28 protein-coding genes, 1 pseudogene and 1 other annotated feature are annotated in these 24129 nt (G+C 39.5%); of the genes and pseudogenes, 24 read left to right on the plus strand and 5 right to left on the minus strand.

Annotated features, from left to right (window positions below):
• The first annotated feature begins 193 nt into the window (after positions 1 to 193).
• The 17 genes from IGI67_RS00005 to sufB all read left to right on the plus strand — a co-directional run bounded on the left by IGI67_RS00005 (position 194) and on the right by sufB (position 15688).
• Positions 194 to 814 (plus strand): DUF1361 domain-containing protein, encoded by a 621-nt coding sequence (locus IGI67_RS00005; protein WP_429956351.1) that lies wholly within the window; start codon positions 194 to 196, stop codon positions 812 to 814.
• An 89-nt stretch (positions 815 to 903) separates the two neighbouring features.
• Complete coding sequence (locus tag IGI67_RS00010; RefSeq protein ID WP_429956352.1) at positions 904 to 2103, plus strand: FtsW/RodA/SpoVE family cell cycle protein; 1200 nt, start codon at positions 904 to 906, stop codon at positions 2101 to 2103.
• Complete coding sequence (locus IGI67_RS00015) at positions 2096 to 2449, plus strand: arsenate reductase family protein (protein ID WP_429956353.1); 354 nt, start codon at positions 2096 to 2098, stop codon at positions 2447 to 2449. Before IGI67_RS00010 ends, IGI67_RS00015 begins: the two co-directional genes overlap by 8 nt.
• Positions 2450 to 2453: 4 nt before the next feature.
• Positions 2454 to 2786 carry a glycine cleavage system protein H gene (locus IGI67_RS00020; RefSeq protein ID WP_207108855.1) on the plus strand — a complete coding sequence of 111 codons (333 nt, stop codon included), beginning with the start codon at positions 2454 to 2456 and terminating at the stop codon, positions 2784 to 2786.
• A 62-nt stretch (positions 2787 to 2848) separates the two neighbouring features.
• Positions 2849 to 3101, plus strand: a binding site (T-box leader).
• Positions 3102 to 3347: 246 nt separating this feature from the next.
• On the plus strand, positions 3348 to 4382 hold the full coding sequence (locus IGI67_RS00025; protein ID WP_207108854.1) for a methionine ABC transporter ATP-binding protein: 1035 nt from the start codon (positions 3348 to 3350) through the stop codon (positions 4380 to 4382).
• A complete protein-coding gene (locus IGI67_RS00030) occupies positions 4375 to 5061 on the plus strand; it encodes an ABC transporter permease subunit (RefSeq protein WP_207108853.1) in 687 nt (228 codons plus the stop codon). The genes IGI67_RS00025 and IGI67_RS00030 overlap by 8 nt, the downstream gene beginning before the upstream one ends.
• Before the next feature lie 62 nt (positions 5062 to 5123).
• Positions 5124 to 5966, plus strand: a complete 843-nt coding sequence (locus IGI67_RS00035) for a MetQ/NlpA family ABC transporter substrate-binding protein (protein WP_207108852.1) — start codon at positions 5124 to 5126, stop codon at positions 5964 to 5966.
• Between the two features lie 234 nt (positions 5967 to 6200).
• The gene (locus tag IGI67_RS00040) at positions 6201 to 6659 is read left to right on the plus strand and encodes a fructose PTS transporter subunit IIA (protein WP_207108920.1); all 459 of its coding nucleotides are present in this window, start codon (positions 6201 to 6203) and stop codon (positions 6657 to 6659) included.
• Positions 6656 to 8053, plus strand: coding sequence for a PTS fructose transporter subunit IIC (locus IGI67_RS00045; protein WP_429956354.1), 1398 nt, complete (start codon positions 6656 to 6658; stop codon positions 8051 to 8053). Before IGI67_RS00040 ends, IGI67_RS00045 begins: the two co-directional genes overlap by 4 nt.
• Positions 8053 to 8913: a ketose-bisphosphate aldolase gene (locus IGI67_RS00050; protein WP_429956355.1), complete on the plus strand. Its 861-nt coding sequence runs from the start codon at positions 8053 to 8055 to the stop codon at positions 8911 to 8913. Before IGI67_RS00045 ends, IGI67_RS00050 begins: the two co-directional genes overlap by 1 nt.
• A 97-nt stretch (positions 8914 to 9010) precedes the next feature.
• Entirely contained in the window at positions 9011 to 9781 is a 771-nt protein-coding gene (locus IGI67_RS00055) for a DeoR/GlpR family DNA-binding transcription regulator (protein WP_429956356.1), read from the plus strand.
• Positions 9782 to 9934: 153 nt separating this feature from the next.
• Positions 9935 to 10357, plus strand: coding sequence for a GFA family protein (locus tag IGI67_RS00060; RefSeq protein ID WP_429956357.1), 423 nt, complete (start codon positions 9935 to 9937; stop codon positions 10355 to 10357).
• 140 nt (positions 10358 to 10497) lie between these two features.
• Positions 10498 to 11268 (plus strand): Fe-S cluster assembly ATPase SufC, encoded by a 771-nt coding sequence (gene sufC / locus IGI67_RS00065; RefSeq protein ID WP_207108847.1) that lies wholly within the window; start codon positions 10498 to 10500, stop codon positions 11266 to 11268.
• Between the two features lie 14 nt (positions 11269 to 11282).
• A complete protein-coding gene (gene sufD / locus IGI67_RS00070; RefSeq protein WP_207108846.1) occupies positions 11283 to 12560 on the plus strand; it encodes a Fe-S cluster assembly protein SufD in 1278 nt (425 codons plus the stop codon).
• Positions 12560 to 13795 carry a cysteine desulfurase gene (locus IGI67_RS00075; protein ID WP_429956358.1) on the plus strand — a complete coding sequence of 412 codons (1236 nt, stop codon included), beginning with the start codon at positions 12560 to 12562 and terminating at the stop codon, positions 13793 to 13795. Before sufD ends, IGI67_RS00075 begins: the two co-directional genes overlap by 1 nt.
• Complete coding sequence (gene sufU / locus IGI67_RS00080) at positions 13782 to 14255, plus strand: Fe-S cluster assembly sulfur transfer protein SufU (protein WP_207108844.1); 474 nt, start codon at positions 13782 to 13784, stop codon at positions 14253 to 14255. Before IGI67_RS00075 ends, sufU begins: the two co-directional genes overlap by 14 nt.
• 38 nt (positions 14256 to 14293) lie before the next feature.
• Positions 14294 to 15688 carry a Fe-S cluster assembly protein SufB gene (sufB, locus tag IGI67_RS00085; protein ID WP_207108843.1) on the plus strand — a complete coding sequence of 465 codons (1395 nt, stop codon included), beginning with the start codon at positions 14294 to 14296 and terminating at the stop codon, positions 15686 to 15688.
• 104 nt (positions 15689 to 15792) lie between these two features.
• On the opposite strand, the gene IGI67_RS00090 is transcribed toward sufB, so the two are convergent.
• Together IGI67_RS00090 and IGI67_RS00095 are read right to left on the minus strand one after the other, a co-directional pair.
• Positions 15793 to 16944: a tyrosine-type recombinase/integrase gene (locus IGI67_RS00090; protein WP_429956359.1), complete on the minus strand. Its 1152-nt coding sequence runs from the start codon at positions 16942 to 16944 to the stop codon at positions 15793 to 15795.
• Between the two features lie 54 nt (positions 16945 to 16998).
• A complete protein-coding gene (locus IGI67_RS00095; RefSeq protein ID WP_429956360.1) occupies positions 16999 to 17550 on the minus strand; it encodes a helix-turn-helix domain-containing protein in 552 nt (183 codons plus the stop codon).
• 138 nt (positions 17551 to 17688) lie between these two features.
• On the opposite strand from IGI67_RS00095, the gene IGI67_RS00100 reads away from it, so the two are divergent.
• The 7 genes and pseudogenes from IGI67_RS00100 (at position 17689) to IGI67_RS00130 (ending at position 20385) form a co-directional block, all read left to right on the plus strand.
• A complete protein-coding gene (locus IGI67_RS00100) occupies positions 17689 to 17982 on the plus strand; it encodes a hypothetical protein (protein ID WP_429956361.1) in 294 nt (97 codons plus the stop codon).
• A 798-nt stretch (positions 17983 to 18780) separates the two neighbouring features.
• Positions 18781 to 18999 (plus strand): annotated as a pseudogene (locus tag IGI67_RS00105) (SPFH domain-containing protein); the annotation flags it as partial.
• Between the two features lie 41 nt (positions 19000 to 19040).
• On the plus strand, positions 19041 to 19256 hold the full coding sequence (locus IGI67_RS00110; protein ID WP_429956362.1) for a hypothetical protein: 216 nt from the start codon (positions 19041 to 19043) through the stop codon (positions 19254 to 19256).
• A gap of 45 nt (positions 19257 to 19301) precedes the next feature.
• Positions 19302 to 19520: a hypothetical protein gene (locus IGI67_RS00115; RefSeq protein WP_429958594.1), complete on the plus strand. Its 219-nt coding sequence runs from the start codon at positions 19302 to 19304 to the stop codon at positions 19518 to 19520.
• Positions 19521 to 19572: 52 nt separating this feature from the next.
• A complete protein-coding gene (locus IGI67_RS00120) occupies positions 19573 to 19752 on the plus strand; it encodes a hypothetical protein (RefSeq protein ID WP_429956363.1) in 180 nt (59 codons plus the stop codon).
• Positions 19753 to 19768: 16 nt separating this feature from the next.
• On the plus strand, positions 19769 to 19930 hold the full coding sequence (locus IGI67_RS00125; protein ID WP_429956364.1) for a hypothetical protein: 162 nt from the start codon (positions 19769 to 19771) through the stop codon (positions 19928 to 19930).
• A gap of 149 nt (positions 19931 to 20079) precedes the next feature.
• Positions 20080 to 20385, plus strand: a complete 306-nt coding sequence (locus IGI67_RS00130; protein WP_429956365.1) for a hypothetical protein — start codon at positions 20080 to 20082, stop codon at positions 20383 to 20385.
• 487 nt (positions 20386 to 20872) lie between these two features.
• Here IGI67_RS00130 and IGI67_RS00135 read toward each other — a convergent pair whose 3' ends face one another.
• The 3 genes from IGI67_RS00135 to IGI67_RS00145 form a co-directional block, all read right to left on the minus strand.
• The gene (locus tag IGI67_RS00135; RefSeq protein WP_429956366.1) at positions 20873 to 21646 is read right to left on the minus strand and encodes an ABC transporter permease; all 774 of its coding nucleotides are present in this window, start codon (positions 21644 to 21646) and stop codon (positions 20873 to 20875) included.
• Positions 21639 to 22586: an ATP-binding cassette domain-containing protein gene (locus IGI67_RS00140; protein WP_429956367.1), complete on the minus strand. Its 948-nt coding sequence runs from the start codon at positions 22584 to 22586 to the stop codon at positions 21639 to 21641. Before IGI67_RS00140 ends, IGI67_RS00135 begins: the two co-directional genes overlap by 8 nt.
• Positions 22587 to 22663: 77 nt before the next feature.
• On the minus strand, positions 22664 to 23302 hold the full coding sequence (locus IGI67_RS00145; RefSeq protein WP_429956368.1) for a TetR/AcrR family transcriptional regulator: 639 nt from the start codon (positions 23300 to 23302) through the stop codon (positions 22664 to 22666).
• Positions 23303 to 24129: the final 827 nt, after the last annotated feature.

Consider the following 24129-nt stretch of genomic DNA (forward strand, 5'->3'; position numbering starts at 1 on the left):
ACAGGTTCAAGTCCTGCAGCTGGCACTACTTTAGAAGTCGTCATATCAAAGTTCTTTCTTTGATGTTGACGGCTTTTTGCTATTATGGAAAATAAATTCGAAAAAAATTCCCATTATTTTGAGGTATTCTATGGTAACGTAAATTTGTACCATCTTTTCAGCACGAATTATCTTTACAAAATTGAGGAGAACTATGAAAAAAATTTTTTCGTTTCATGCAGCTGTCTGGCTTTATATTTTATTTATGCATTTTGGTCAAACAACCTTTTCTTTTATGGGGTTAAATGTTTTTTTAGCATGGCTGCCGATTGTTTTTGCTCAGCTATTCATACATTTTAAAGGCTTGCGACGATGGTTTTTTGCGCCATTATGGCTTTTATTTTTTCCAAACATTCCTTATCTGATGACTGATTTGTTTCATTTAGCTAGTTTAAAGATTTATCAGCCGGGTGGACACTTTTTGATGGATAGCAATGGCTGGTGGTCCTATCTTTTCCTGCTGCTGCCGATCATCCTAATGGTTTTCATTGGCATGGCTCAAGTATTCAAATTGTTTTCAACGGTTCGTCTGCGAATAGTCCAAAAAGTAGGTTGCTTTGTTGGATTGTCTATTCTATCTAGCATCGCTGTTTACATTGGACGGTTTGATCGCATTCACTCTATCGAATTGGTGTTCCATCCTTTGAATGTCTTGGAATTATTAGCAGGAAACTGGAGTACAGAGAAGCTACAATTTGTTTTAATGTTTAGTCTATTGCAACTGGGAATTTGGGGTTTGATTTATTATTTGCGGCAAGAGGCAAACGAAGAATAAAGATTTTGCAAAGTCAGCGATGCTTGCTTTTCTTTAGTCAAAGAAGCGTCTATAATAGAGCGAGTATACTGGTGGAAAAGAGATGAACAATGGATAGACTGAAAAATAACAATGATGATAGCCGGATTGATTACGGCGTCATTTTACCTGTTTTTATATTATGTTTGATTGGCATGCTTTCGCTTTATGTGGCATTAACGCATGATACCATAAGAGATCCCAACGTTTTTCGCGGCCTTGCTATGCAGGCGATTTGGTATGTAGTTGGGGCTTTAGCTGTTGTAATTATTATTCATTTTGATGCGAAGCTTTTATGGCGGTTAACACCGTTTCTATATGTAATTGGTTTGGCGGTCATGCTGGCGCTATTGAAGTATTATGATCCTGCACTAGCTGAGTCAACGGGTTCAAAAAACTGGTTCAAGATCAGCACCTTTACTTTTCAGCCATCAGAATTGATGAAAATCGCTTATATTTTGATGATGGCGTTGATTATTACTAAGCACAATGTAGCGAATAAGCTCCACACATTGAGGACAGATGCATTTTTGATTATAAAAATGATGCTCGTAACTCTTCCAGTTCTTGGCTTGATTTTAGCTCAAAAAGATTTCGGGACAATGCTAGTTTTCTTAGCTATTTTTTCAGGTATGTTTCTGATGTCAGGGATATCTTGGCTGATTTTAGTTCCCGCAATTGCATTAGCAGTTGTTATCGGCGGAACAATGATTTTTTTAGTAACGACGGATTCGGGAAGAGATTTGCTGACTCATATCGGATTTAAAAATTATCAGTTTGCTCGGATTGATTCATGGTTAGATCCCTTCCATGATCCTCAAGGGAAAAGCTATCAATTGGCTCGTTCATTGATGGCAATTGGTTCTGGCGGGATGCTTGGAACAGGCTATAATGTCAGCAATGTTTATGTTCCGGTACGAGAATCAGACATGATCTTTACAGTGATCGGCGAGAACTTTGGTTTCGTTGGCGGTGCGTTTGTAATTTTGCTCTATTTTATTTTGATTTATCGCATGATTCGATTATGCTTTGACATGAATAATGAATTTTACGCTTATATCGCATCAGGCATCGTCATGATGATGCTGTTCCATGTTTTTGAAAATATTGGCGCGAATATCGGTCTATTGCCATTAACTGGGATTCCGCTGCCGTTTATCAGTCAAGGGGGTTCATCCATTTTAGGAAATATGATTGGAATCGGCTTGATTTTATCGATGCGCTATCAGAGCGCGAATAAGAAACCTATCAGGAGGACACGCAGTGCTTAAATTTTATTGGTATCCAAAATGTTCGACTTGTCGCAAAGCCAAAGCATGGTTAGACCAAGCAGGTGTTGAATATGAAACGATTGATCTGGTTCAAGAAACTCCTTCGGCTGAGGCTTTCGAAAAATGGCTGTCAGCGAGTGAATTACCTGTACGAAGATTTTTCAATACGAGCGGCATGAAGTATCGCGAGCTGGGCTTAAAGGACAAAATGGCTGATTTATCAGTAGCGGAAGCGAGTGAATTATTGGCGAGTGACGGGATGCTGGTGAAGCGTCCATTGCTGATCAAAAATGATCAATTTTTATTAAATGGATTTAAAGAAACAACTTATGAAGGAGCGTTATAAAGAAATGAGTTACTTGAAGAAAAATGAAGGTCTATGGATCTTGCATAACGATAAAGACTATTGTATGGGACTAACCGCTGAAATGGCAGAGACACTTGGTGAGGTTACATTTATCTCTTTGCCAAAAATTGGTCAAGCGGTTAAAGCCGGTGAACCGTTGTTAGAGATCGAGGCTGAAAAAGCTGTACAGGAATTCAAAAGTCCCTTAACAGGGGTCGTTTCTTCTGTCAGCGAAAAGGTTATTGCTGATCCCGCAGCGCTGAACACTAAAGAAGAATTGGATGCTTGGATACTATCACTGCGTGAAGTTGACGTAGAAGAGTTTGAAAACTTATAAAGAAATTTTCATTTGATGTTTGACAGGATAAAATCTCCTTGATATAATCCTTTCATACACATGAGAAAGCGATGAAAAGAAAAGTACATCTGATTAAAGTACAAAGAGAGCTCCGGTACGCTGAAAAGGAGTTGCGGCAATGAGATGGAAAATGGTCTTTGAGCAGGATGGACGAAGCATATGCCAAGTCTGTCACGGGAGTGCCCGTTATAGCACCTCAGTATGCGCATGATGCAAGTACTGGCAGAGGTTGTGATCGTAAGGTCAGAACGAATTTTAGGTGGTAACACGGAAGTTAAAGCTTTCGTCCTAAGTGTACAAACGTACATTTTTTAGGACGGAAGCTTTTTTGTTTGTTTTGCTTTTCGCAGTTTGTTCGATGAAGCAGTTTAGTAGAAGAATATGCGTGACAGGTATAAAACGCATTTTTCCGATTTTGGGAAAATTGAGTTCCTTCTAGTGAGGCAGCTGTCATGAACAGGAATCCTATCTTTTGTCTGTTAGAGGAACAACAATAAGCGATTTAAAAGTTATCTGGTTAATAGAAAGGGAGTAAGAAGCATGGCATTGATTGAGCTAAATCAAGTGGGAAAAAGCTTTGCCGGCAAAGCTGGACCAATCCACGCAGTCAATGGAATCAATTTAGCGATTGAAGAAAAGGATGTCTACGGCATCGTTGGTTATTCAGGAGCAGGAAAGAGTACATTGGTTCGTTTATTGAATGGACTAGAATCACCAACAGCAGGTCAAGTGTTAGTGAATGGTGAGGATGTCGCAAAATTACAAGGAGCACCGTTAAGAACATTTCGTAAAAAAGTTGGAATGATTTTCCAACATTTTAATCTATTGTGGTCACGAACGGTAATTGAAAACATTCAATTACCGTTGGAGCTGGCAGGAGTAGCAAAGGATCAGCGAAAGAAAAAAGCAGAAGAATTATTGAGTCTGGTCGGACTTGATGGCAGAGGCGATGCGTATCCTTCTCAATTATCCGGCGGACAAAAGCAAAGAGTTGGGATTGCAAGAGCGCTAGCTAATGACCCAGATATCTTGCTTTGCGACGAGGCGACCAGCGCATTAGACCCTCAGACAACCGAGGAAGTGTTAGAATTATTGGCCAACATCAATAAAAAGCTGGGATTGACTATCGTGTTGATTACTCATGAGATGAATGTAATCCGAAAAATCTGCAATAAGGTCGCTGTGATGGAGTTAGGAAAAATCGTGGAAGAGGGTTCTGTCCGTGAAGTCTTTCGCCATCCAAAACAGGAAGTGACTAAGATTTTTGTTCAACAGGATCTTGAACCAAAAGCAGATCCATCTGATTTGCTGAAGGACTTTATCAAAGAAAATCCCAATGGTACTTTGGCTACACTGCACTTTCTAGAGGACAATGCCAATGAACCGGTGGTGTCTCAAGCGATTCGCAAGTTTCCAATCAACATTAGTATCGTTTATGGAAACATTGAGCGGGCAACGGGAAATTCTTTCGGAACTCTAACCGTTCAATTCACGGGAGAGGTCGACAAGGTTGAAGAGGCGATCGACTTTATCGAGAGTCAACAAGTTGAAGTGGAGGTGCTGCACCGTGGATAAGAGTTTTTCAGAGACCTATTTAAACTTCCAGCAGGTATCTTGGGATACTTTGAAGGAGGCGATCAATGATACATTGTTCATGACGATCGTATCAATGCTGATCGTGTTTGTTTTAGGATTATTGTTAGGCTTGCTGCTCTATTCATTGGGGCGTAAGCATTCTGCTGCTCGCAGCATTTTATATGGTGTAGTTTCTATTCTTAGTAATATTTTCCGATCAACGCCATTTATGATTCTGATGGTTTTGATTATACCTTTTACCAAGGCACTAGTTGGAACGATGCTGGGAGCTAAAGCAGCGATTCCGGCATTGGTTTTATCAGCAGCACCCTTTTATGCACGCTTAGTTGAGATCGCCTTTCGTGAAGTCGACTCTGGTGTGTTGGAGGCGGCGGACGCCATGGGGGCCAGCTATTTTCAAACAATCTACAAAGTTTTGATACCGGAAAGTTTACCGGCGTTGATCTCAGGCTTGACGGTTACATCAGTTTCTATGATTGGTTTTACCGCGATGGCAGGAGCGATCGGTGCGGGCGGACTGGGGGCTTTGGCTTGGCAGGAAGGCTATCAGCGAGGCAATTACACTGTCACATTAGTAGCAACTGTGATTATTCTTATCATCGTATTCATTGTTCAAGGCGTCGGTGATTTTCTGACGAAGCGAACAGACAAGCGTTAGCAACAGAATATCTATTATTCTTTAAAAATAAACTTAGTAAAAACTATTAGGGGGAACTATCAATGAAAAAGAAATTTTTAGGTTTTGCAGCAGTAGCATTATTAACTGTAGGATTAGCGGCTTGCGGAAATAGCAAAGCAGATTCTTCTGATGACAGCAGTAAAGAAAAAAGCGATACATTAGTTGTTGGGGCTTCACCAACACCTCACGCAGAAATTTTGGAACACATAAAACCATTGCTTGAAAAAGAAGGCGTGAATTTAGAAATAAAAAAATTCGATGACTACGTGTTGCCAAACAAAGCGTTGGCAGACAAAGATATTGATGCGAATTATTTCCAACACAAGCCTTTCTTTGAAAAAGCAGTGAAGGAAAATGATTATAAATTTACTGATGCGGGCGCAATCCATATCGAACCAATGGGCTTGTACTCTAAGAAAATCAAGGATATCAAAGATCTGAAGGATGGAGCGACGATCATTACTTCAAGCTCTGAATCAGACTGGGGACGAATTATTACAATTTTACAAGATGCTGATTTAGTTAAAGTGAAAGAAGGCGTCGATTTAGAAACAGCGACTTTTGACGATATCGCTGAAAATCCTAAGAAATTGAAATTTGATCACTCGATCGACCCAGCGTTATTAGCAACAACTTATAGTAATGACGAAGGCGACCTAGTGGCGATCAATGCCAACTTTGCTTACGGCGCTGGCTTGAATCCGGTTAAGGATGCTGTATTGCTTGAAAAAGATACATCGCCTTATGCCAATATTCTGGCTGTTCGTACCGCAGACAAAGACGATGCTCGTATCAAGAAACTAGTTAAGGTTCTCCATGAAAAAGACGTTCAGGACTGGATTTTAGAAAAATGGGATGGCTCTGTAAAACCCGTTGACAAGTAAGAATAATTTCCTAAACTCAATACATTTGTATTGAGTTTTTTCTTTAACATAAAAAGAACAGCTGAGATGTTCAGTAATTGTGACCGATTTCGATCATGATTACTGAACTTTTTTATCGTTAAAAGACTTTTAAACCGAAAAACAGTCAAAATATTGAACGCTTTGGATAGCGATGCTATAGTTATCACCATAAACAGGAAAGCGCTATCCTAGTTGTGAAAGTAGGTTTTAATGGTGAAGTTGGTTGATTTAATGATGAACGATTTGGTTATTTTTGATGAATCAATTCGTTCAAAAGATGAGTTGTTTAGCAAGCTAGGTCATTTGCTTGAGGAAAATCAACGAGTGACAAAAGCGAAAAAGGTAATCAAGGATTTATATCGAAGAGAGGCGGAGACATCTACAGGAATAGAGGATGGATTTGGAATTCCTCACGCGCAGAGCAAAGCTGTTTTACAACCTACTATTTGCTTTGTCCGTACCGGGAAAATGTCAGATTATACTGGTCTCGATGGAAGAGAAATTGAATGGGTGTTTGCAATTTTAGTCCCTAAGAAGACCTCCAATATACATTTGGAAATATTGAGTAATTTGTCGCGAAGGTTAATGAATGAGACATTTAGAAATCAGTTGAAGCATGCGGCTAATGCCATTGAAGTAATTGAGATTATCAGTAAGGAGGAATCATCATGAAAATTATAGGAATCACAGCTTGTCCTACGGGGATCGCTCATACGTATATGTCTGCTGAAAAGCTGGAAGTGACAGCAACAAGCTTAGGGCATGAGGCAAAGTTTGAAACACAAGGGGCAAAAATAGAGAATGTATTGACACCGGAAGAAATCCAAGCAGCTGATGTGATCATTTTGGCGGTAGATAAGGATGTCGATACAAGACGATTTGCTGGTCGGAAAATCAAACGAGTATCAACTAGTCGGGCGATTAAGGAGCCTGAAAAAGTAATCGAGGAAGCTTTAGAAAATATTGGAACCATCGAAATCTCCGCCGAAAAGAACGAAGGATCACAAGAGCAGAAAAGCGGGATTTATAATCATTTTATGAACGGTGTTAACTATATGCTGCCTTTTGTCATTGCTGGCGGGATCATTATCGCATTGAGCTTTGCTTTCGGAATCACTGCTTCTGATCCGAAATCTGATGACTATAATGCTCTTGCAGGAGCTTTGTCAACGATTGGCGGGGGAACAGCATTTGCAATGATGGTACCGGCACTAGGAGCGGGGATTGCTAGTTCGATTGCTGGCAAAGCCGGCTTTGCACCAGGGATCGTCGCAGGTTTACTGGCGGCAAATGGCGGGTCAGGGTTCTTAGGCGGAATGATCGGCGGTCTGTTAGCAGGGTATTTAACAGATCTTTTAGCAAATAAAATAAGTATAAAAAAACAATTGGCAGCTATTTATCAACTGATTGTTGTTCCGCTAGTTTCCATTTTAGTCATCGGTCTGGCGATGGTCTTCTTGATAGATAAGCCGATTGCTTGGGTATTGGATGCGTTGACTGGTTGGCTAAATGGGTTAGGTAATACTTCCGGTCTTATGTTCGGATTATTGATTGGTGTGATGATGGCTGCTGATATGGGTGGTCCAATCAATAAGTCAATTTCAACATTTTCCATCGGTTTGATGTCGGCGGGTGTCAATGCTCCAATTGCTGCATGTATGGCTGCGGGAATGACGCCGCCTTTAGGATTAGCCTTAGCAACGATCCTGTTCAAGAATAAGTTCACTAAGGAAGAACGAACTTCAGGACAATCCTGCTGGATCTTGGGCGCGTCTTACATTACTGAGGGGGCTATTCCGTTTGCGGTGGCCGATCCGATTCGGGTGATACCTAGCTTGATGCTGGGTTCAGCAACTGCTGCCGGAATATCCATGGCTGCGGGCGTTACTTCAATGGCTCCTCATGGAGGGATCTGGGTGATGCTGATCCCAAATGTAATGAATAATCTGCCGATGTATCTGCTGGCGATCGTGGCGGGAACAGTAGTGACTGCGCTAGCGGTTGGTATGTTGAAGAAGCCGGTAACAGTTGAGGATAGCAAAATTATAAATGAGGTGGAAATGTAATGTTGTATACAATGAAGGATTTATTGAGTGTCGCTAAAGAGAATCATTTTGCCGTACCTGCCTTTAATATTTGCAGTTACGATATGATGAAAGCCATCATGGAGGAAGTCGAGGCGCAAAATGCTCCTGTGATTCTAGAGATACATCCTGATGAGATCGCTTATTTAAATGATGAGTTTGTGGCGGCAGCTAAAGACTATGCACACAATAGCAAGGTTCCTGTTGTGATTCATATGGACCATGGCGGTTCAGTGAAGGATGTTATGCGAGCAATTCGTAATGGTTATACGTCGGTAATGATCGATGCATCAACTCAGCCCTATGAAGAGAATATGAAATTGACAAAAGAAGTTGTGAAGCTGGCACATGGCGTGAACGTATCGGTTGAAGCGGAGTTGGGAACGATCGGGAACAACGGTTCAGCAGAGGGCGGAACAGCAAACATCATTTATACGGATCCTGACCAAGCGGAGGAATTTGTGAAGGAGACAGGGATCGACACGCTTGCTGTAGCAATTGGAACGGCTCATGGCCTTTATCCTAAAGATATGACACCAAAATTGAATATCGATTTATTAAAAGAATTAAATGAACGGATCGATATTCCCTTTGTTTTACATGGAGGATCAGGAAACCCGGACTCTGAAGTAAGCGAGGCAGTAAAATACGGTGTAGCAAAAGTCAATCTGAGTTCCGATCTAAAAAGTGTCTTCTTTGCAGCACTAAGAGAGATATTAAGCAACCATCCAGAAATGTATGAACCAGGCGACGTTTATCCAGAAGCGAATAACAAGGTTAAGGAAGTCGTTAAGCATAAGCTGAGCGTTTTAAATACGATCGGAAAAGCTGATTTATACTAAGAAAAAAGGCAGAACTTTCAATTTTATTGAGAGGGCTGTCTTCTTTTCCTTTTGAGAAGTTATAATTAAAGGAAACAACAAGCAGAGGGGGAGAAAGATGTTAAGTGTGATTGAAGATCGGCAGCAGCAAATAGTTAATTATTTAAAGGTGAATCAGTTTGCGACTGTCGCAGATTTGATTGATTTGGTCAATTATAGCGAGGCTACTGTGAAAAGAGATTTAGTCCTGCTGGAAGAAAGCGGGCTGATCAGACGGACTCGCGGCGGAGCGATGATTATTGATAATAAGAAGATCGATGTTCCTTATTTAATGAAAGTAACTCGGTTAAATGAAGAGGACAATAAACAATATATCGCGGATGTGGCAGAGACGTTAGTGAAGGATGATATGGTCATTTTTATGGATTCCAGCACGACTAGTTTGCATTTGATCAAAAATTTAAGCAAGTTTGACGGCTTGCAGGTCATAACGAACGGCGTTCTTACAGCGGCGATGCTGAGTGAATTTACCACTGCACATGTGTCCGTATTGGGCGGCTCAATTGTCCCTAAGCGAGCAACGATCAACGGGTCAAAGGCCTACAATGACATATTGACCTATAATGCCGATATTGCCTTCATCGGTTGTCGTGGATTAGACGTTGATCATGGAGTGACGGAAACCCACGAAGGAGAAGCACTCATCAAAAAGGCTTTTCGCAGACAGGCAAATGATGTAGTCGTATTAGCTACAGAAGATAAATTGGATCATAAGTACATGTATCAGGCGATTGCTTGTCATGAAATCGACTACCTGATTACTGAAAAACCGTTGTCAGCAGAGAAAATGGACAAATTAAATCACCATCATATCAAATGTTTATACTAATCAATTGGTAAAACTGCTGGAGGAAATTTTTCTTTCAGCTTTTTTTGCAGGGCTGAGTAAGCTCATTTGTTTCAAAAAAGAACTTTTATAAAGTTCCTTATTATTGATACACTGGAAGCAACAGCTTGTAGCAAAAAATGAGGAGGTAAAAGCATGGAATTAGCAGGTCAATGTCTTTGCGGAAAGGTGAGCATCACGATTCCTAAAATTTCAGAAGAAATCACTGTCTGTCACTGCCATATGTGTCAGAAATTTTTCGGCGGCCCTTTTATGGCACTGAAAGGCGTTCTGCCGGAGAATTTTAATTTAAACGGAGAAGAACAGATTCAGCGCTTTATGTCTTCGGAATGGGCGGAGAGAGGATCGTGCAAGGCTTGCGGCAGCAGTTTATTTTATCATGGTTTAGCTGATAATGAGTATTATTTTCCCGTGGGATTATTTGCTGAGATCGATCATGCTAAACTGACGGAGGAGATATTTTATGATCAGAAGCCGGCTTTCTTCCATTATAAAGAGCCAACTGAAAAATTAACGGAGGCGGCTTTTTTACAGAAGCTTTTCGCGGATTCAGAATAACTGGGGTTACAGAGGATGAATTTATAATTATTCTAAATAAAGTGCTGTTTTTTATAAGAAAATTGGTGAATCAGTTTGTATTCCATTCTCATTTAGTCTAAAATATGTGAGAACGAGAAAAAAATTTTGGAGGTACTTTCATGTCAGTTTTAGAAATCAAAGACTTGCACGTTGCCATCGACGATAAAGAAATTTTAAAGGGTGTAGACCTTGTGATGAAGACGGGTGAGATCCATGCCATCATGGGGCCCAATGGAACTGGTAAATCTACTTTATCAGCAGCGATCATGGGGAACCCAAACTATGAAGTGACAAAAGGCGAGATTCTTTTCGATGGAAAAAATATTTTAGATTTAGAAGTTGATGAACGCGCACGTTTAGGTCTGTTCCTAGCGATGCAATATCCAAGTGAGATTCCAGGGATCAGCAATGCAGAGTTCATGCGCGCAGCGATCAACGCTCGTCGTGAGGAAGAAGATAAAATCTCTGTGATGCAATTCTTGAAAAAATTAGATAAGAAAATGGACTTGCTGAATATGCCGGAAGAAATGGCGGAACGCTATTTAAATGAAGGCTTCTCTGGTGGAGAAAAGAAACGAAATGAGATTCTTCAATTATTAATGATCGAACCAACTTTTGCGATCCTGGATGAAATCGACTCAGGACTAGACATTGATGCGTTGAAGGTCGTTGCTAAAGGAATCAATGAAATGCGCGGCGAAGATTTCGGAGCATTGATCATCACTCATTATCAACGTCTACTGAATTACATCGTTCCTGATGTGGTGCATATCATGATGGATGGTCGAGTAGTCTTGACTGGCGATGCAGAATTAGCGAAACGTTTGGAAGCTGAAGGCTACGCAGGCATCTCTGCTGAATTAGGTATCGATTACAAAGAAGAAGTTTAGGAGGGACAAGATAGATGAAAAAATGGACAGAATATCTTGAGGCCGTCAAAGCTTTCTCAGCAGAATGGGCCGAACCTCAATGGATGACCGATTTGCGCGTCAACGCGTTGAACAAAATCGATGAGCTGCCTTTACCTGTGATTGAAAAAGTAAAGTTCGCTCGTTGGAATCTGTATAATGTAAAACCTGAGCATCAAGAAGCAGCGGGAACGATTCCCAGCTTCGATCAAATGAAGGACAATCCGATTATCGTGCAATCAGGTGAAACGACTGTTTTCGAGCAGCTTTCATCGAAGCTTGCTGATCAAGGAGTAATCTTCACTGATTTGGTGACAGCGGTACAGGAGCACCCCGAACTCGTTAAGGAATATTACATGACTAAAGCAGTTCCTGTTGAAGAAAATTCAATGACTGCTTTACACGCGGCCTTTATGAATAACGGTGTTTTCCTATATGTTCCGAAAAACGTGGTGATTGAAGAACCGATTGAAAGTTTATTTTTGCATAATGGTGATGACGATGCCCATTTCTTTAAACATGTGCTGATCGTAGCAGAAGACAACAGCGAATTTTCTTACTTGGAACGGTTTGAATCACAAGGAGATACTGCGAAGAAATTATCAGGAAACGTTGTAGTTGAGGTAATTACAAAACCTGGTGCACGAGTGAAATTCTCCGCCGTTGATTCATTAGGCGGAAACATTGCTACCTACATGAATCGTCGTGGTTATCTAATGCGAGACTCAATGATCGACTGGGCGATCGGGATTATGAACGATGGAAATGTCATCGCAGATTTTGATTCTGACTTAGTCGGTGAAGGCTCTCATTCAGAAGTGAAGATTGTCGCAATTAGTGATGGCAAACAAATCCAAGGAATTGACACTCGAGTAACAAATAAAGCCCCTCATACGATTGGCCATATTTTACAGCATGGGGTCATTTTAGATAAATCGACCTTGACCTTTAACGGCATCGGGCATATCTTAAAAGGTGCTAAGGGAGCGGACGCGCAACAGGAAAGTCGTGTGCTGATGCTGTCTGAAAAATCTCGAGGCGATGCCAATCCGATCCTTTTAATCGATGAAAATGAAGTGACTGCTGGACACGCGGCCAGTGTTGGTCGGGTCGATCCTGACGAACTCTTCTACTTAATGAGTCGCGGGTTAGAAAAAGCAGCGGCTGAACGTTTGGTTATCCGTGGATTCTTAGGACCTGTTATCACAGCTATTCCAGTAAAAGCCACTCAAGAGCAATTGATCGCAACGATCGAAGGGAAGTTGAGTAAATAATGAGGGATTTTTCTACTATTAGAAAAGATTTTCCAATTCTTTTCCAAGAAGTAAATGATGAACCACTTGTTTATTTAGACAATGCGGCGACAACCCAAAAGCCGACGCAAGTCTTAGATGTGCTGCGCCATTACTATGAAAATGATAATGCCAATGTTCACCGTGGGGTACATACTTTAGCGGAACGGGCGACAGAAGATTATGAAAATAGTCGGGAAAAAGTCCGAGCATTTATTCATGCGAAGGAAACTGCTGAAGTCTTGTTCACTCGTGGAACCACTACTGGGTTGAACTGGCTGGCTTGCAGTTACGGCGATGCCTTTATTAAAGAGGGCGATGAAATCGTTATTTCTTACATGGAACATCACTCTAATATCATTCCGTGGCAGCAGCTAGTTGAACGTAAAGGTGCAAAACTACGCTATTTACCGTTGACAGATGAAGGCTTTATCGATATGGCTGCCGCGAAAGAAATCATCAATGAAAAAACAGCGATCGTTTCATTAGCCTATGTTTCCAACGTGCTTGGTGTTATTAATCCAATCAAAGAATTGGCTGAGATGGCCCATGCAAATGACGCGGTAATGATCGTGGATGGCGCGCAAGCAGCACCCCATATGACAGTTGATGTCCAAGAATTGGATGCAGACTTCTTTGCCTTTAGCGGACATAAGATGTGCGGACCAACCGGAATCGGTGTATTATATGGAAAACGTCAATGGCTGGAGCAAATGGAGCCAGTTGAATTTGGTGGCGAAATGATCGACTTTGTAAATCTTTACGATAGTACTTGGAAAGAATTACCATGGAAATTCGAAGCCGGCACACCGAACATTGCAGGTGCGATTGCTCTTGGAGCCGCGATTGATTATTTGAACGAAATTGGTATGGAGAATATCCATCACTACGAACAAGAATTAGTCGCTTATGTTTTACCGAAATTACGTGAAATTGGCGGAGTCACTATTTATGGCCCGCAAGATCCAGAGCAGCATACTGGTGTGATCGCCTTTAATCTAGAGAATATCCATCCTCATGATGTAGCGACCGCTTTAGATATGGAAGGTGTCGCTGTGCGAGCAGGACATCATTGTGCACAACCATTAATGAATTATTTGAATCTGCCAGCGACGGCGCGGGCCAGCTTCTACTTCTATAACACGAAAGAAGATGCGGACCGTTTGATCGAAGCAATTCAGGCGACGAAGGAGTTTTTCAAAGATGGCGCTATCTAAATTAGACAATTTATATCGGCAGGTGATCTTAGATCATTCCTCTCATCCCCATCATCGCGGAAAGCTGAACGAATCCACGCAGACGATCGAGATGAATAATCCGACCTGCGGCGATGTAATCGAGCTTGAGCTGATTGTAAAAGACGATGTCATTACCGATATCGCGTTTTCCGGCAGCGGCTGTTCGATTTCTACAGCGAGCGCATCCATGATGACGGATGCGGTGATCGGAAAACCTGTTTCAGAAGCAGAGCATTTAGCGGTAATTTTTGCCCAAATGGTGCAAGGCAATGAGATTCCTGAAGACGACGAGGAAGCATTGGGAGATGCAGCGATGCTTAGCGGTGTAGCGAAATTCCCAGCTCGTATCAAATGCTCAACACTAGCCTGGAAAGCATTAGGCAAAGCGTTGACCAGCGAACAAGGAAAAGCTCGTGAAGGACAATATCACAAAGAGTAGTAAGAACAGAAATACATTAAGATGAGGAGCGGGATTACATGAGTGTACCTGAAATGCAAGAGGAATATCAATTTGGCTTCCACGATGATATCGAACCTGTCTTTACGACTGGTGAAGGATTATCTGAAGAAGTCATTCGCGAAATCTCCCGCGCAAAAGGAGAACCAGAATGGATGTTGGATTTCCGTTTGAAATCTCTGCAAACATTCAGAAAATTAGATATGCCCGATTACGGACCAGATCTATCCGAATTGGATTACGATAAAATTAACTACTTCATTCGTTCCAGCGATAAACCAGCTCGCGATTGGGAAGATGTACCAGAAGAGATCAAAACGACTTTTGAACGTCTGGGAATTCCTGAAGCAGAGCGCGCTTACTTAGCCGGAGCTTCTGCCCAATACGAATCAGAAGTAGTGTATCACAACATGAAAGACGAGTTCACCAAACTAGGGATCGTCTTCACTGATACAGACTCAGCTTTGAAAGAGTACCCCGAATTATTCAAAGAATACTTTGGAACCTTAGTCCCACCATCAGACAACAAATTAGCTGCCTTGAACTCAGCAGCCTGGTCTGGCGGAACCTTTATCTATGTACCAAAAGGTGTAAAAACGGATATTCCGATCCAGTCATACTTCCGGATCAATTCGGCAAATACCGGACAATTCGAACGTACGCTGATTATCGTAGACGAAGGTGCGAGTGTCAACTATGTGGAAGGCTGTACTGCACCAACCTATTCTTCAGATAGTTTGCATGCCGCAGTTGTGGAAGTTTTCGTTAAAAAAGATGGCTACTGCCGTTATACTACAATCCAAAACTGGTCAAACAACGTGTACAGTTTGGAAACCAAACGTGGACAAGCACAAGAAAACGCGACAATGGAATGGGTCGACGGCAACTTAGGATCAAAAGTAACCATGAAATACCCAAGTGTCTATATGGAAGGCAAAGGCGCACGCGGCACCATGCTGTCAATTGCTGTAGCCGGAAAAAATATTGTACTAGATAACGGTGCCCGTATGATTCATAACGCACCAAACACATCTAGTACGATCGTTTCAAAATCTATTGCCAAAGATGGCGGCGCAGTAGATTACCGGGGAACCGTCCGTTTCGGACGGGATAGCGCTGGTTCATTCAGCCACATTGAGTGTGACACGATCATCATGGATGATCAATCCAGTTCAGATACGATCCCTTATAATCAAATTTTGAATGGGAATGTCTCTTTGGAGCATGAAGCGAAAGTTTCAAAAATTTCCGAAGAACAGCTTTATTATCTAATGAGTCGCGGTCTTTCTGAACAAGAAGCGACTGAAATGATCGTTATGGGATTTGTGGAACCATTTACGAAGGAATTACCGATGGAATACGCTGTGGAACTGAACCGTCTGATTCAGTATGAGATGGAAGGGTCAGTTGGATAAAATAATTTATTTAGGTAGAATGCTTTTGAATCAAGCATTCTACCTTTATTTTTGATCAGTAATTTGGGTTTGATCAAAATATCCTGTCTTTTTCCTGTCTAATTTTAGGTTGCTTTCATAAAATTCATAAATGTATCAACCGCACGCTCGCTTTGCTCCTCACTAATATGAGCATATATTTCCATAGTAATTTTGCTGTCCTTATGCCCGACACGCTCAGATACCTCTTTGATAGGGACCCCTGCTTCCAACAATAAGGAAACATGGGTGTGCCTTAAATTATGTGGTGTAATTCTAGGTAACTCGTATTTGTCAATTAGATAATTTAACCAGTCATTTACTCGTTGAGGTTTATATAATCTGTTTTGAGTATCTGTAAAAATGAATTGATCTTCATTCGTTGTGCTAATACCTAATTGAAAGTAACTTTCTTTTTGAACTAACCTCCATATTGTTAGTTGTTTTATCGTTTCTTCATCTACAGATATTGTGCGTATTGAGTTAATCGTTTTAGGTGTGTTAGAAACATATTGTTGATCATTTTCATCCATACTGATAGTTTTAGTGATACTGATTTTTTTGTTAGTAAAATCAATATCTTTCCATTGCAATGCTAGAGCTTCGCTTTTTCGCATACCAGTATATGCTAATACTCTGAAATAGGTTAGTTGTTTCTGATTACCAAAGTCTTCTAATTTTTCAAAAAAAGTATTTAATTCCTGTTTAGTCCAAAATAGTAATTTCTTTTCTGCTTGCTTGGGTCTAGGAATTAGTGTTTTAGACATAGGATTTGTATCTATTATTTCAAGTGATACACCATACTTAAATACCTGTGAAGCCACTTTACGGATATAAGCGTACTGCTTATATTTGTCATGCCATTGGTAAACCAATTTTTGGAGGAATACTGGTTTTATATCATTTAACTTCATTTCTCCAATATAGGGTAATACATGTAATTCGATGTATCTACGATTAATAGCAACAGTAGACGGTTTAGTGTTCTTCCTCTGATGTTCTAGAAATAATTCGTAAAGCTCCCTAAATGTTTGAATTTTTGTCTGTTTTCCTGAAATACCGTTTTTGGAAGTATTTTTTAACGTTTCTCCTATCCAGAGTTGAGCGTCCTTCTTTGTTTTAAATCCGCATTTATCTCGATAGCACTTTTTTCCAGTTATCTCATTTCTTCCTAAGTATAGATTTCTCACTTTATAATATGTCTTTTTCTTTTTTTTATAACTTTCAATTTGTGACATTTACTATTTCCCTCTTTCTAGCGGACAGGCTATGCAAAAAGGATTCTACTTTCATCAAACATCAAATCTATAAATGATATCCTCAACATTTTTTTTGTAGAATTTTTCCAAGTTCTTGATTGAATTTTGAATTTTTGATTCTCTCTCTGTAAGAAGAAGATGAATCTTTTCGTCTTTAGATTTATTTAATCTACCGCCAATTAACTCATCTAGTTCTTGCTCAGACATGTTTTTTTCTTCAATGTTTCTCTTAAGTTTGGCTAACTCATAAATTTCCTCTAGCAGTTCTTCCTCCAGCACTAGTCTCTCAAAGTGTGGGTTGGTATCCATTTCTTCAATTCTTTCAGCTATCCGGATACGTTTTTGATTTTCATCGTCATCTCCAATCAGAGCTTCAAGAGAAGTACCTAACGCTAAAGCAATGGATTCCATCACACTTGAAGTGGGAATAGTCTTTTGATTCTCATAGTTTAGAATGGTCTGTTTTGTTACGCCAACGAACTTAGCCAATTCCTTTTGTGTCATCTTTTTCTTAATCCGCTCAGATTTCATATTTAGGCTGAAGTTGTTGAGAATTGATGTATAGTCATATATTTGCTTTGGCATTCTATCACTTCCTTAAAGTAAAATAAATTGTACCTAATTATTGATAAATACAAACATCTGTAGTACAATATAATGTATCTGGTACAATGATTGTACTGCTAAAAGTGATCTTTGACAAGCAAATAAGGGGATGAATGGATGACAGCATTAAAAGTTATTTTTCCGCCAGAGGAAGAAAAAGAATTGAGAAAGTACATATTTGAAATTATTTCTGAGGAATTTTTGAGAGCTAAAAATGAGATTGGGGTGGGAAATGAGTTTTGGAATTCAAGAAAAGAGGTAAAAAAGTATCTAGAAATAGGGGACGAAACATTAGATCAGTTAATTTTGAAAGGGCTACCAGTAATTCGTCTAGGAGAACGAGGTTTTCATTTTCATAAGGAGAGTGTAATCAGTTGGTTGCTAACGACAGATCTAATGAAGTATGAGTAAATTAGATGGGAATTATTAACCACTGAAATTTATGAACCACATGAGCGAGTGTACTCAAATGATTTTTTCCTGAAACGTAATATGTATGGGTAAGGCTTTGAGCAGGAATTTGCAAGAATAATTTTCCAATATGTTGCTGGGTTGAAATGATTTCCACAGCTGTTTGCTCAAGTGCTGAACGAACAAGGTCTCCTTGTGAGAGCTGGGCGCTAAAGCGCCCAGCGGTGAAGGCAATGACTCGACCGAGGTCTCCTCGGTCGAGGAGTGACCATGAGCATTACAGATGTGAGAAAGACCGCGGTTTTTGGTCAATTTCATGCAATAAATATTGGGAGTGAAGGCTTGTCGAGCATTGCTCGGCAAGCCTTAGCCCCCGTACTCTAACAGGGGGGTAGAGGAGTCAAATAACAAGAGATTTAAAGGTGCAAAATAGTGATATATCAGCTTTATTTCTTGGCGCACACTCAAAAAAGAAAACGTTAATCTTACTAAATGAATAGATCAGGTATTGATTATTTTAAACCGTCTGAATGCTCTATTTAAAAGTGTTTAGATGTTTTTTTATTTGAAGGAAATTCCTCCTTTTTAGTTGACATCCCTCTGTTTTTATAGGTGTTATTTATTTTTCGAAAGGTTGATATAATAAGGTTTTTGTAAAAAGTACAAATAAAATGAAAATATTACGTCAGCACCTTAGATTTGAGCATCGGCTTAATGACTTTCCAACGATCTTCTCCATGCTGGGGATACTGGAATATCCATACGGAAAATAGCGATAGTGGTAAAAAGACGAATAATAAGACAAAAGCTTCGTTGAAACAAACGCCGTTAGAAATCGATCAAAAAAGTGTGATTACCAAAGACAATATCATGGTGGAGATTGACGAAGCCATCAAGTATCATGTCACAGTCGTGAAGGAATTCGTTTATGATAACGAGAATTCTGTGGTGTCGATAAATCAGGACTGTCAATCTAACTTACGAAGAATTACCGGTAAAATGAATCTTAACGAAGTGTGGTTATCTTCATTAAAAAAATTCGAGAGAAAGTCGGTGTCATGTTTGGAAATCCGGAAGTTACTCATGGGGGACGTGCGCTGAAATTCTACTCCACAGTTCGTTTAGAAGTCAGAAGAGCTGAACAAATTAAAGCCGTTGGTAAAGGTAGAGATGAAAATAAAACCATTGGAAATCGTACAAAAATCAAAGTGGAAAAAAATGAAATAGCACCGCCATTCAAAGTTATTGAATTCGATTTATTGTACGGACAATGAATTTCAAGAGTCGGAGAAATAATCGATCTTGGTGTTGAGGCAGATATTGTTAAGAGATCAGGAACTTGGCATGACTACAATGGACAATTAAAGGCACAAGGAAGAGAACCGATGAAGAAAGTGCTACTTGAAAATCCAGAAGTAATGAATGAAATTGAGGATAAGATCAGAAGGACACGTGCAGGAGAAGACATTTCAGATGATGAAATTCTTGAGGAAGATTTCGGGACAGCAAGGTTGATTAGTGAAGATGATTCAGAATGATTTATGATAGGCTATGTGGAACAGCTGAAAATTACTTTTTGGGGGTGATAGTATGAATGAAGTGCAGCAAACTGCAATGAACCTAATGGAAAGCCAGATCCAAAATGTGGGATTTACACCGATACATGCATTAACAATGGGTCTCTCTTACTATAAGGGCGGATATTACGAAGAGCTTAATGATCAAAAATTTGAAGTAGTTATAAAAGCATTTGTAGATAAATACATGTAGCTGAAGGGAGATTACATTGACTAAAAAAGAATATTTGACTCATGTTAAGGATCTTTTAGAAAAGGAGAAGATCAAACCGTCTTTACAGCTTCAGATCATGGAAACTGTAACGGAATTGTTGGATTACTATAGCGTTGATTTTGTCCGAGAGTTGTTGCCGTCTTTGTTTAAAATATAAAAGTAGACAAGAGAGAATGTTTTCCGCCATTCTCCCTTGTCTACTATAATGTGTTAGGTCTATATGACAAAGTGTATTCTTGATGTTTTGTAAACGCCTTAAAATGCTATGAGAATTGAAAAAGAATTTGCTAAAAGAGGGCCGATATCTTGAAGAAATTGAATGCTGAAGAAGCAAAGCTGCTAGCAAATCCTATCGGATCGCGCATGCTAAAAGAAAATGCCGCTTATATTATGTATAGGAAAAACAACTGGGAGGATGTAAAAAAGTTTTGTAGCCCAGTCTCTATTGAAAAGTCAAAAATAAATACTGATGAAGGTCGTGCAGTGATCGATCTTCCAACAGGGAATGAAACATTTGAATATGGTATGCTTCTTGTTCGACTGGGCGGTAAACGTATTTTTGTCTTTACGCCTAGCGATTTCATTGATATTTTTTTATTGAAGATTAGTTAAATCTGTTCCTTAAATTCTTTCTTGTAGCATTTTGGCATGACGAGACACCTTCCTTTGAGATTAGTTTACCCTCTCTCAAAATCTGTCTCAACTTCTATCCTACATCCATTTTAGAGGCCGATTTCTTTTTTTGAGGGGATACCACGTGAAAAAGTCTCAAAACTGAGACTTAAATGAACAATAATTTACGAAGTTTTTCGTTTTGCAGTAATCCGTCACGAAATGTAGTTAAAAAGCATTGTAAACGGGCCTGTCGCACCTACAAAAAAGTACCAATTGGAAATAGATAAAGAAAGACAAAAAAAGAACAACAAGATAGTTGCCGTAATAACAATGTCCAAATTAGCTTGTTTTAGATTCGAGAATTTCCTTCATAAAAGAGGAAAAGCAGTACAACAGCGTAACAATAACGATCTAATACTGCTTTATAGAAGTCAAAGTGATAGAATTAATATTATTGAATTTTCACGGGGAGTAATAATTTATCTTATTTCAGCATTTTTCTCTTAAATGCGCTTCTAGAGAGAACATAGAAAAGCATTATTAATGAGAGAAACCATATAAGTGATAATAAAAGATCATTCATTTCAAGTTTCTTTTCTAAAAGTAAGGCTCGAACGGTTTCGATAAGCGGAGTCATCGGTTGATTTTCTGCAAAAAACTGCAGCCACCTGGGCATCGTATCAACTGGGACAAAACCTGAGCTTAGGTAGGGAAGCACGATAGCAACAATCGAAAAACCACTAGCTCCTTCTGGACTACTGGCTAAAATGCCAAAGAGCACAGCGCTCCAAGAAAGAGCGGCAACGAATAATAAAATTATACCGATTGCTAGAAGCCATTCATGAATCTGTGCTTCTGGGCGAAAACCAATAACCAAACCAACAATGATTAAAGTGATGATCGTCAACAAATTTCGAATCATAGCTTCTAATACATGACCTGTCAGAATCGAGGATTTTTTGATAGGCATCGTAAGGAAGCGATCAATAATTCCTTGTTTGATGTCATTACTTACTCTAATTGCAGTCGTAGCGGCACATTGTCCGACGCATTGAAGGATGACACCTGGAAAAATGTAGTTGATATAGGAGATCCCGCCGACTTCAATCACGCCACCGAATAAGGAAACAAAAAGCAATAGCAGCAAAAGTGGCGAAACCAGACTCGTCAAAACAGTGTCAATATTTCGCATGGATAAGGTGAGGCATCTTTTTGACATGATAATGGTATCGCTAAATAATGGAAGACTTTTATTCATTTGTGACGCGCTCCTTTTCTCCGATTAGTGTTAGAAAGACATCCTCCAAAGAAGGATCCTTTTGCTGAAAATGCTCGATTTGAACATCATTCGACCTCAGCAATTCCAGAATTTTTATAAAGGTTTCGACTGTACTGTCAGTATAAACGATCAATAAACATTGTTCGTCATCAAGGGTAAATTTGTAGGAAGAAAGCAAGAGCTGAGCCTTTTGATAATTTTCTTTATCTGCAAATGAAAATTCAATTAATCCTTGTGGAACGGCCTGTTTCAGATCAGCAAGAGTGCCATCCACAATGATCCCCCCTTTGTCCAGGATCGCGATATGATCGGCTAATTTCTCAGCTTCATCCAAATATTGAGTGGTTAAAAAGATCGTTGTTCCCGCTTTTTTGAGTTTCTTGATAATTTGCCACATGCTTCTCCTACTTTGGGGATCCAGCCCCGTTGTTGGCTCATCCAAGAATAGAACGTCCGGGTCATTGACTAGACTCATAGCTATGTCGATCTTTCTGCGCATGCCACCAGAATAGGTAGAGACCAGTCGATCCCCAGCCTTTGCCAAGTCAAAATACTCTAGCAATTTTCTAGCTTTTTCCTTAGGATTTTTTACCCTGTTCAATTGGCCGATCATAACTAGGTTTTCAAATCCACTCAAGGATCCATCCACCGATGCAAATTGTCCAGTTAAACTAATAACTTGGTGAACTTTGCTTGGTTCAGATACAGGGTCATAGCCATAGATCGAGATTTTTCCGCTGTCCGGCTGACTAAGGGTAGTCAGAATTTTGATGGTGGTTGTTTTGCCAGCGCCGTTTGATCCCAGCAAAGAAAAAATTGAGCCTTTTTTAATTGCAAAACTGACATTGTTCAAGACACACACACCCTGATAGCTTTTTTTGAGTTCTTGAACAGATAGTGCAACAGTAGAAGTGTTCATTCTATTTCCTCCTTTTATCATACATTTTGTATGTATGTATTTAAATAAAAAATAAAATTGCTAGGCAATTCTATTTTTTAGATACGATTGATCAATTTTTTAGTCCCTTCAAGCATTTCGTCATCAATGATAGGGACACCCAATTTTTCGAAAGTATCTTTTGCAAAATATAGCTTTTCAAGCAGCTCTTCATGGGACTCAGAGGTGAGCGAAGGGACTAACCAAATATCAGTAATCAAGACGAAAAAGCTGGCAAAGGCTTTCGGATACTTTACACCTTTGATCGATCCGTCATCAATACCTTCACGGATCAAATCTTCAAACAACGGTGCAACTACTTTTTGATTGCTTTCAAAAAACTCAGTGAAAATTTTCGGATTCTCTACTAATGATAAAGACATCAAGTTAATCTCTTGCAGATCTTGACTTTGATGTTGAAACCTGACAACCTGCCTAATCTTTTCTAAACCATTCAAGCCTTTTTCTTTTTTTACTTTTTCGAAGGGATTGTTATCATAAAAAATTCGATCGCCAAGTGCATCCAACACTTCTTCTTTCGATTTGAAGTGGTGATAGAAAGCTCCACGCGTCAATCCGCCTAAATCATTCACGATATCCAGCACCGTCGTTTCCTCAAAACCTTTTTCCATGAAAAGCTTCAACGAGACATCTAATATTTTTTGAACCGTCTCTTCAGGATACTTATTTCTTGCCATGATCACTCAACCTTCTCAAATACATACATCATGTATCTATAATGTAAACTTGTTTGTATCATTTGTCAATGTCTTTTAGGTATTTCATTCAATTCTAGGATTGTCCTATAAAATTCCGTATTCGATCCAATGGTTTTTCTTCTTGAAATCCAAATGATTTTCTTGAAAAAGTTTCACATATAAAAGTTAAAAGAATGTATTCGAAATATTTTCATAAACAATTAGTGAGAGAAGAATACTGCCTTTGGTAAAATAATATCCAACTCTTCATGGGTGAATACAATTTATTGGGTAGCAAGAAAAATCAAGTTCGAATGACTATTGCCGATAATTAAGATAGACGACACATTCTTAGAAAATATTTGTAAAGTCACTTGATAAAAGAGAGTCAGGATAGGATAACGCAATGAACGTTACGCAACGTTCGTTACAGAAAGAGAGAAGTAAATAACCCCAAGAAACAAAAGTCTACAAAAGAGGAAATAACCATGACTGGATCAAGTATTGTTAAATCAGAAGGAATTGATGGTGTCATAGCTAAAGGACTGGTCGGTTGCACTAGGCACTTTTCCTCACGTCTGATTTTCACAGATTTTAAAGACATGAGTGAAGTTAGATCAGAAATACTGAATGTTGAAAAAAATATAACGAATATGCGAAAAAAGTTTTTGAATCAGAGTTACCTTTTAGAGAGTTAGGAATGGAGTGCTTTCGTTTTGCTAAAAATGAAACAAAATTGTTGGACTATTGTTTATGAGAGACTGGAATAAAGAAATGGGACTGCCGACTTTTTACATGAAATCATTGTAGATTATGAGCGGACATTA

This window comes from Enterococcus sp. AZ196, assembly GCF_050498845.1.
Lineage (GTDB): Bacteria > Bacillota > Bacilli > Lactobacillales > Enterococcaceae > Enterococcus_A > Enterococcus_A murrayae.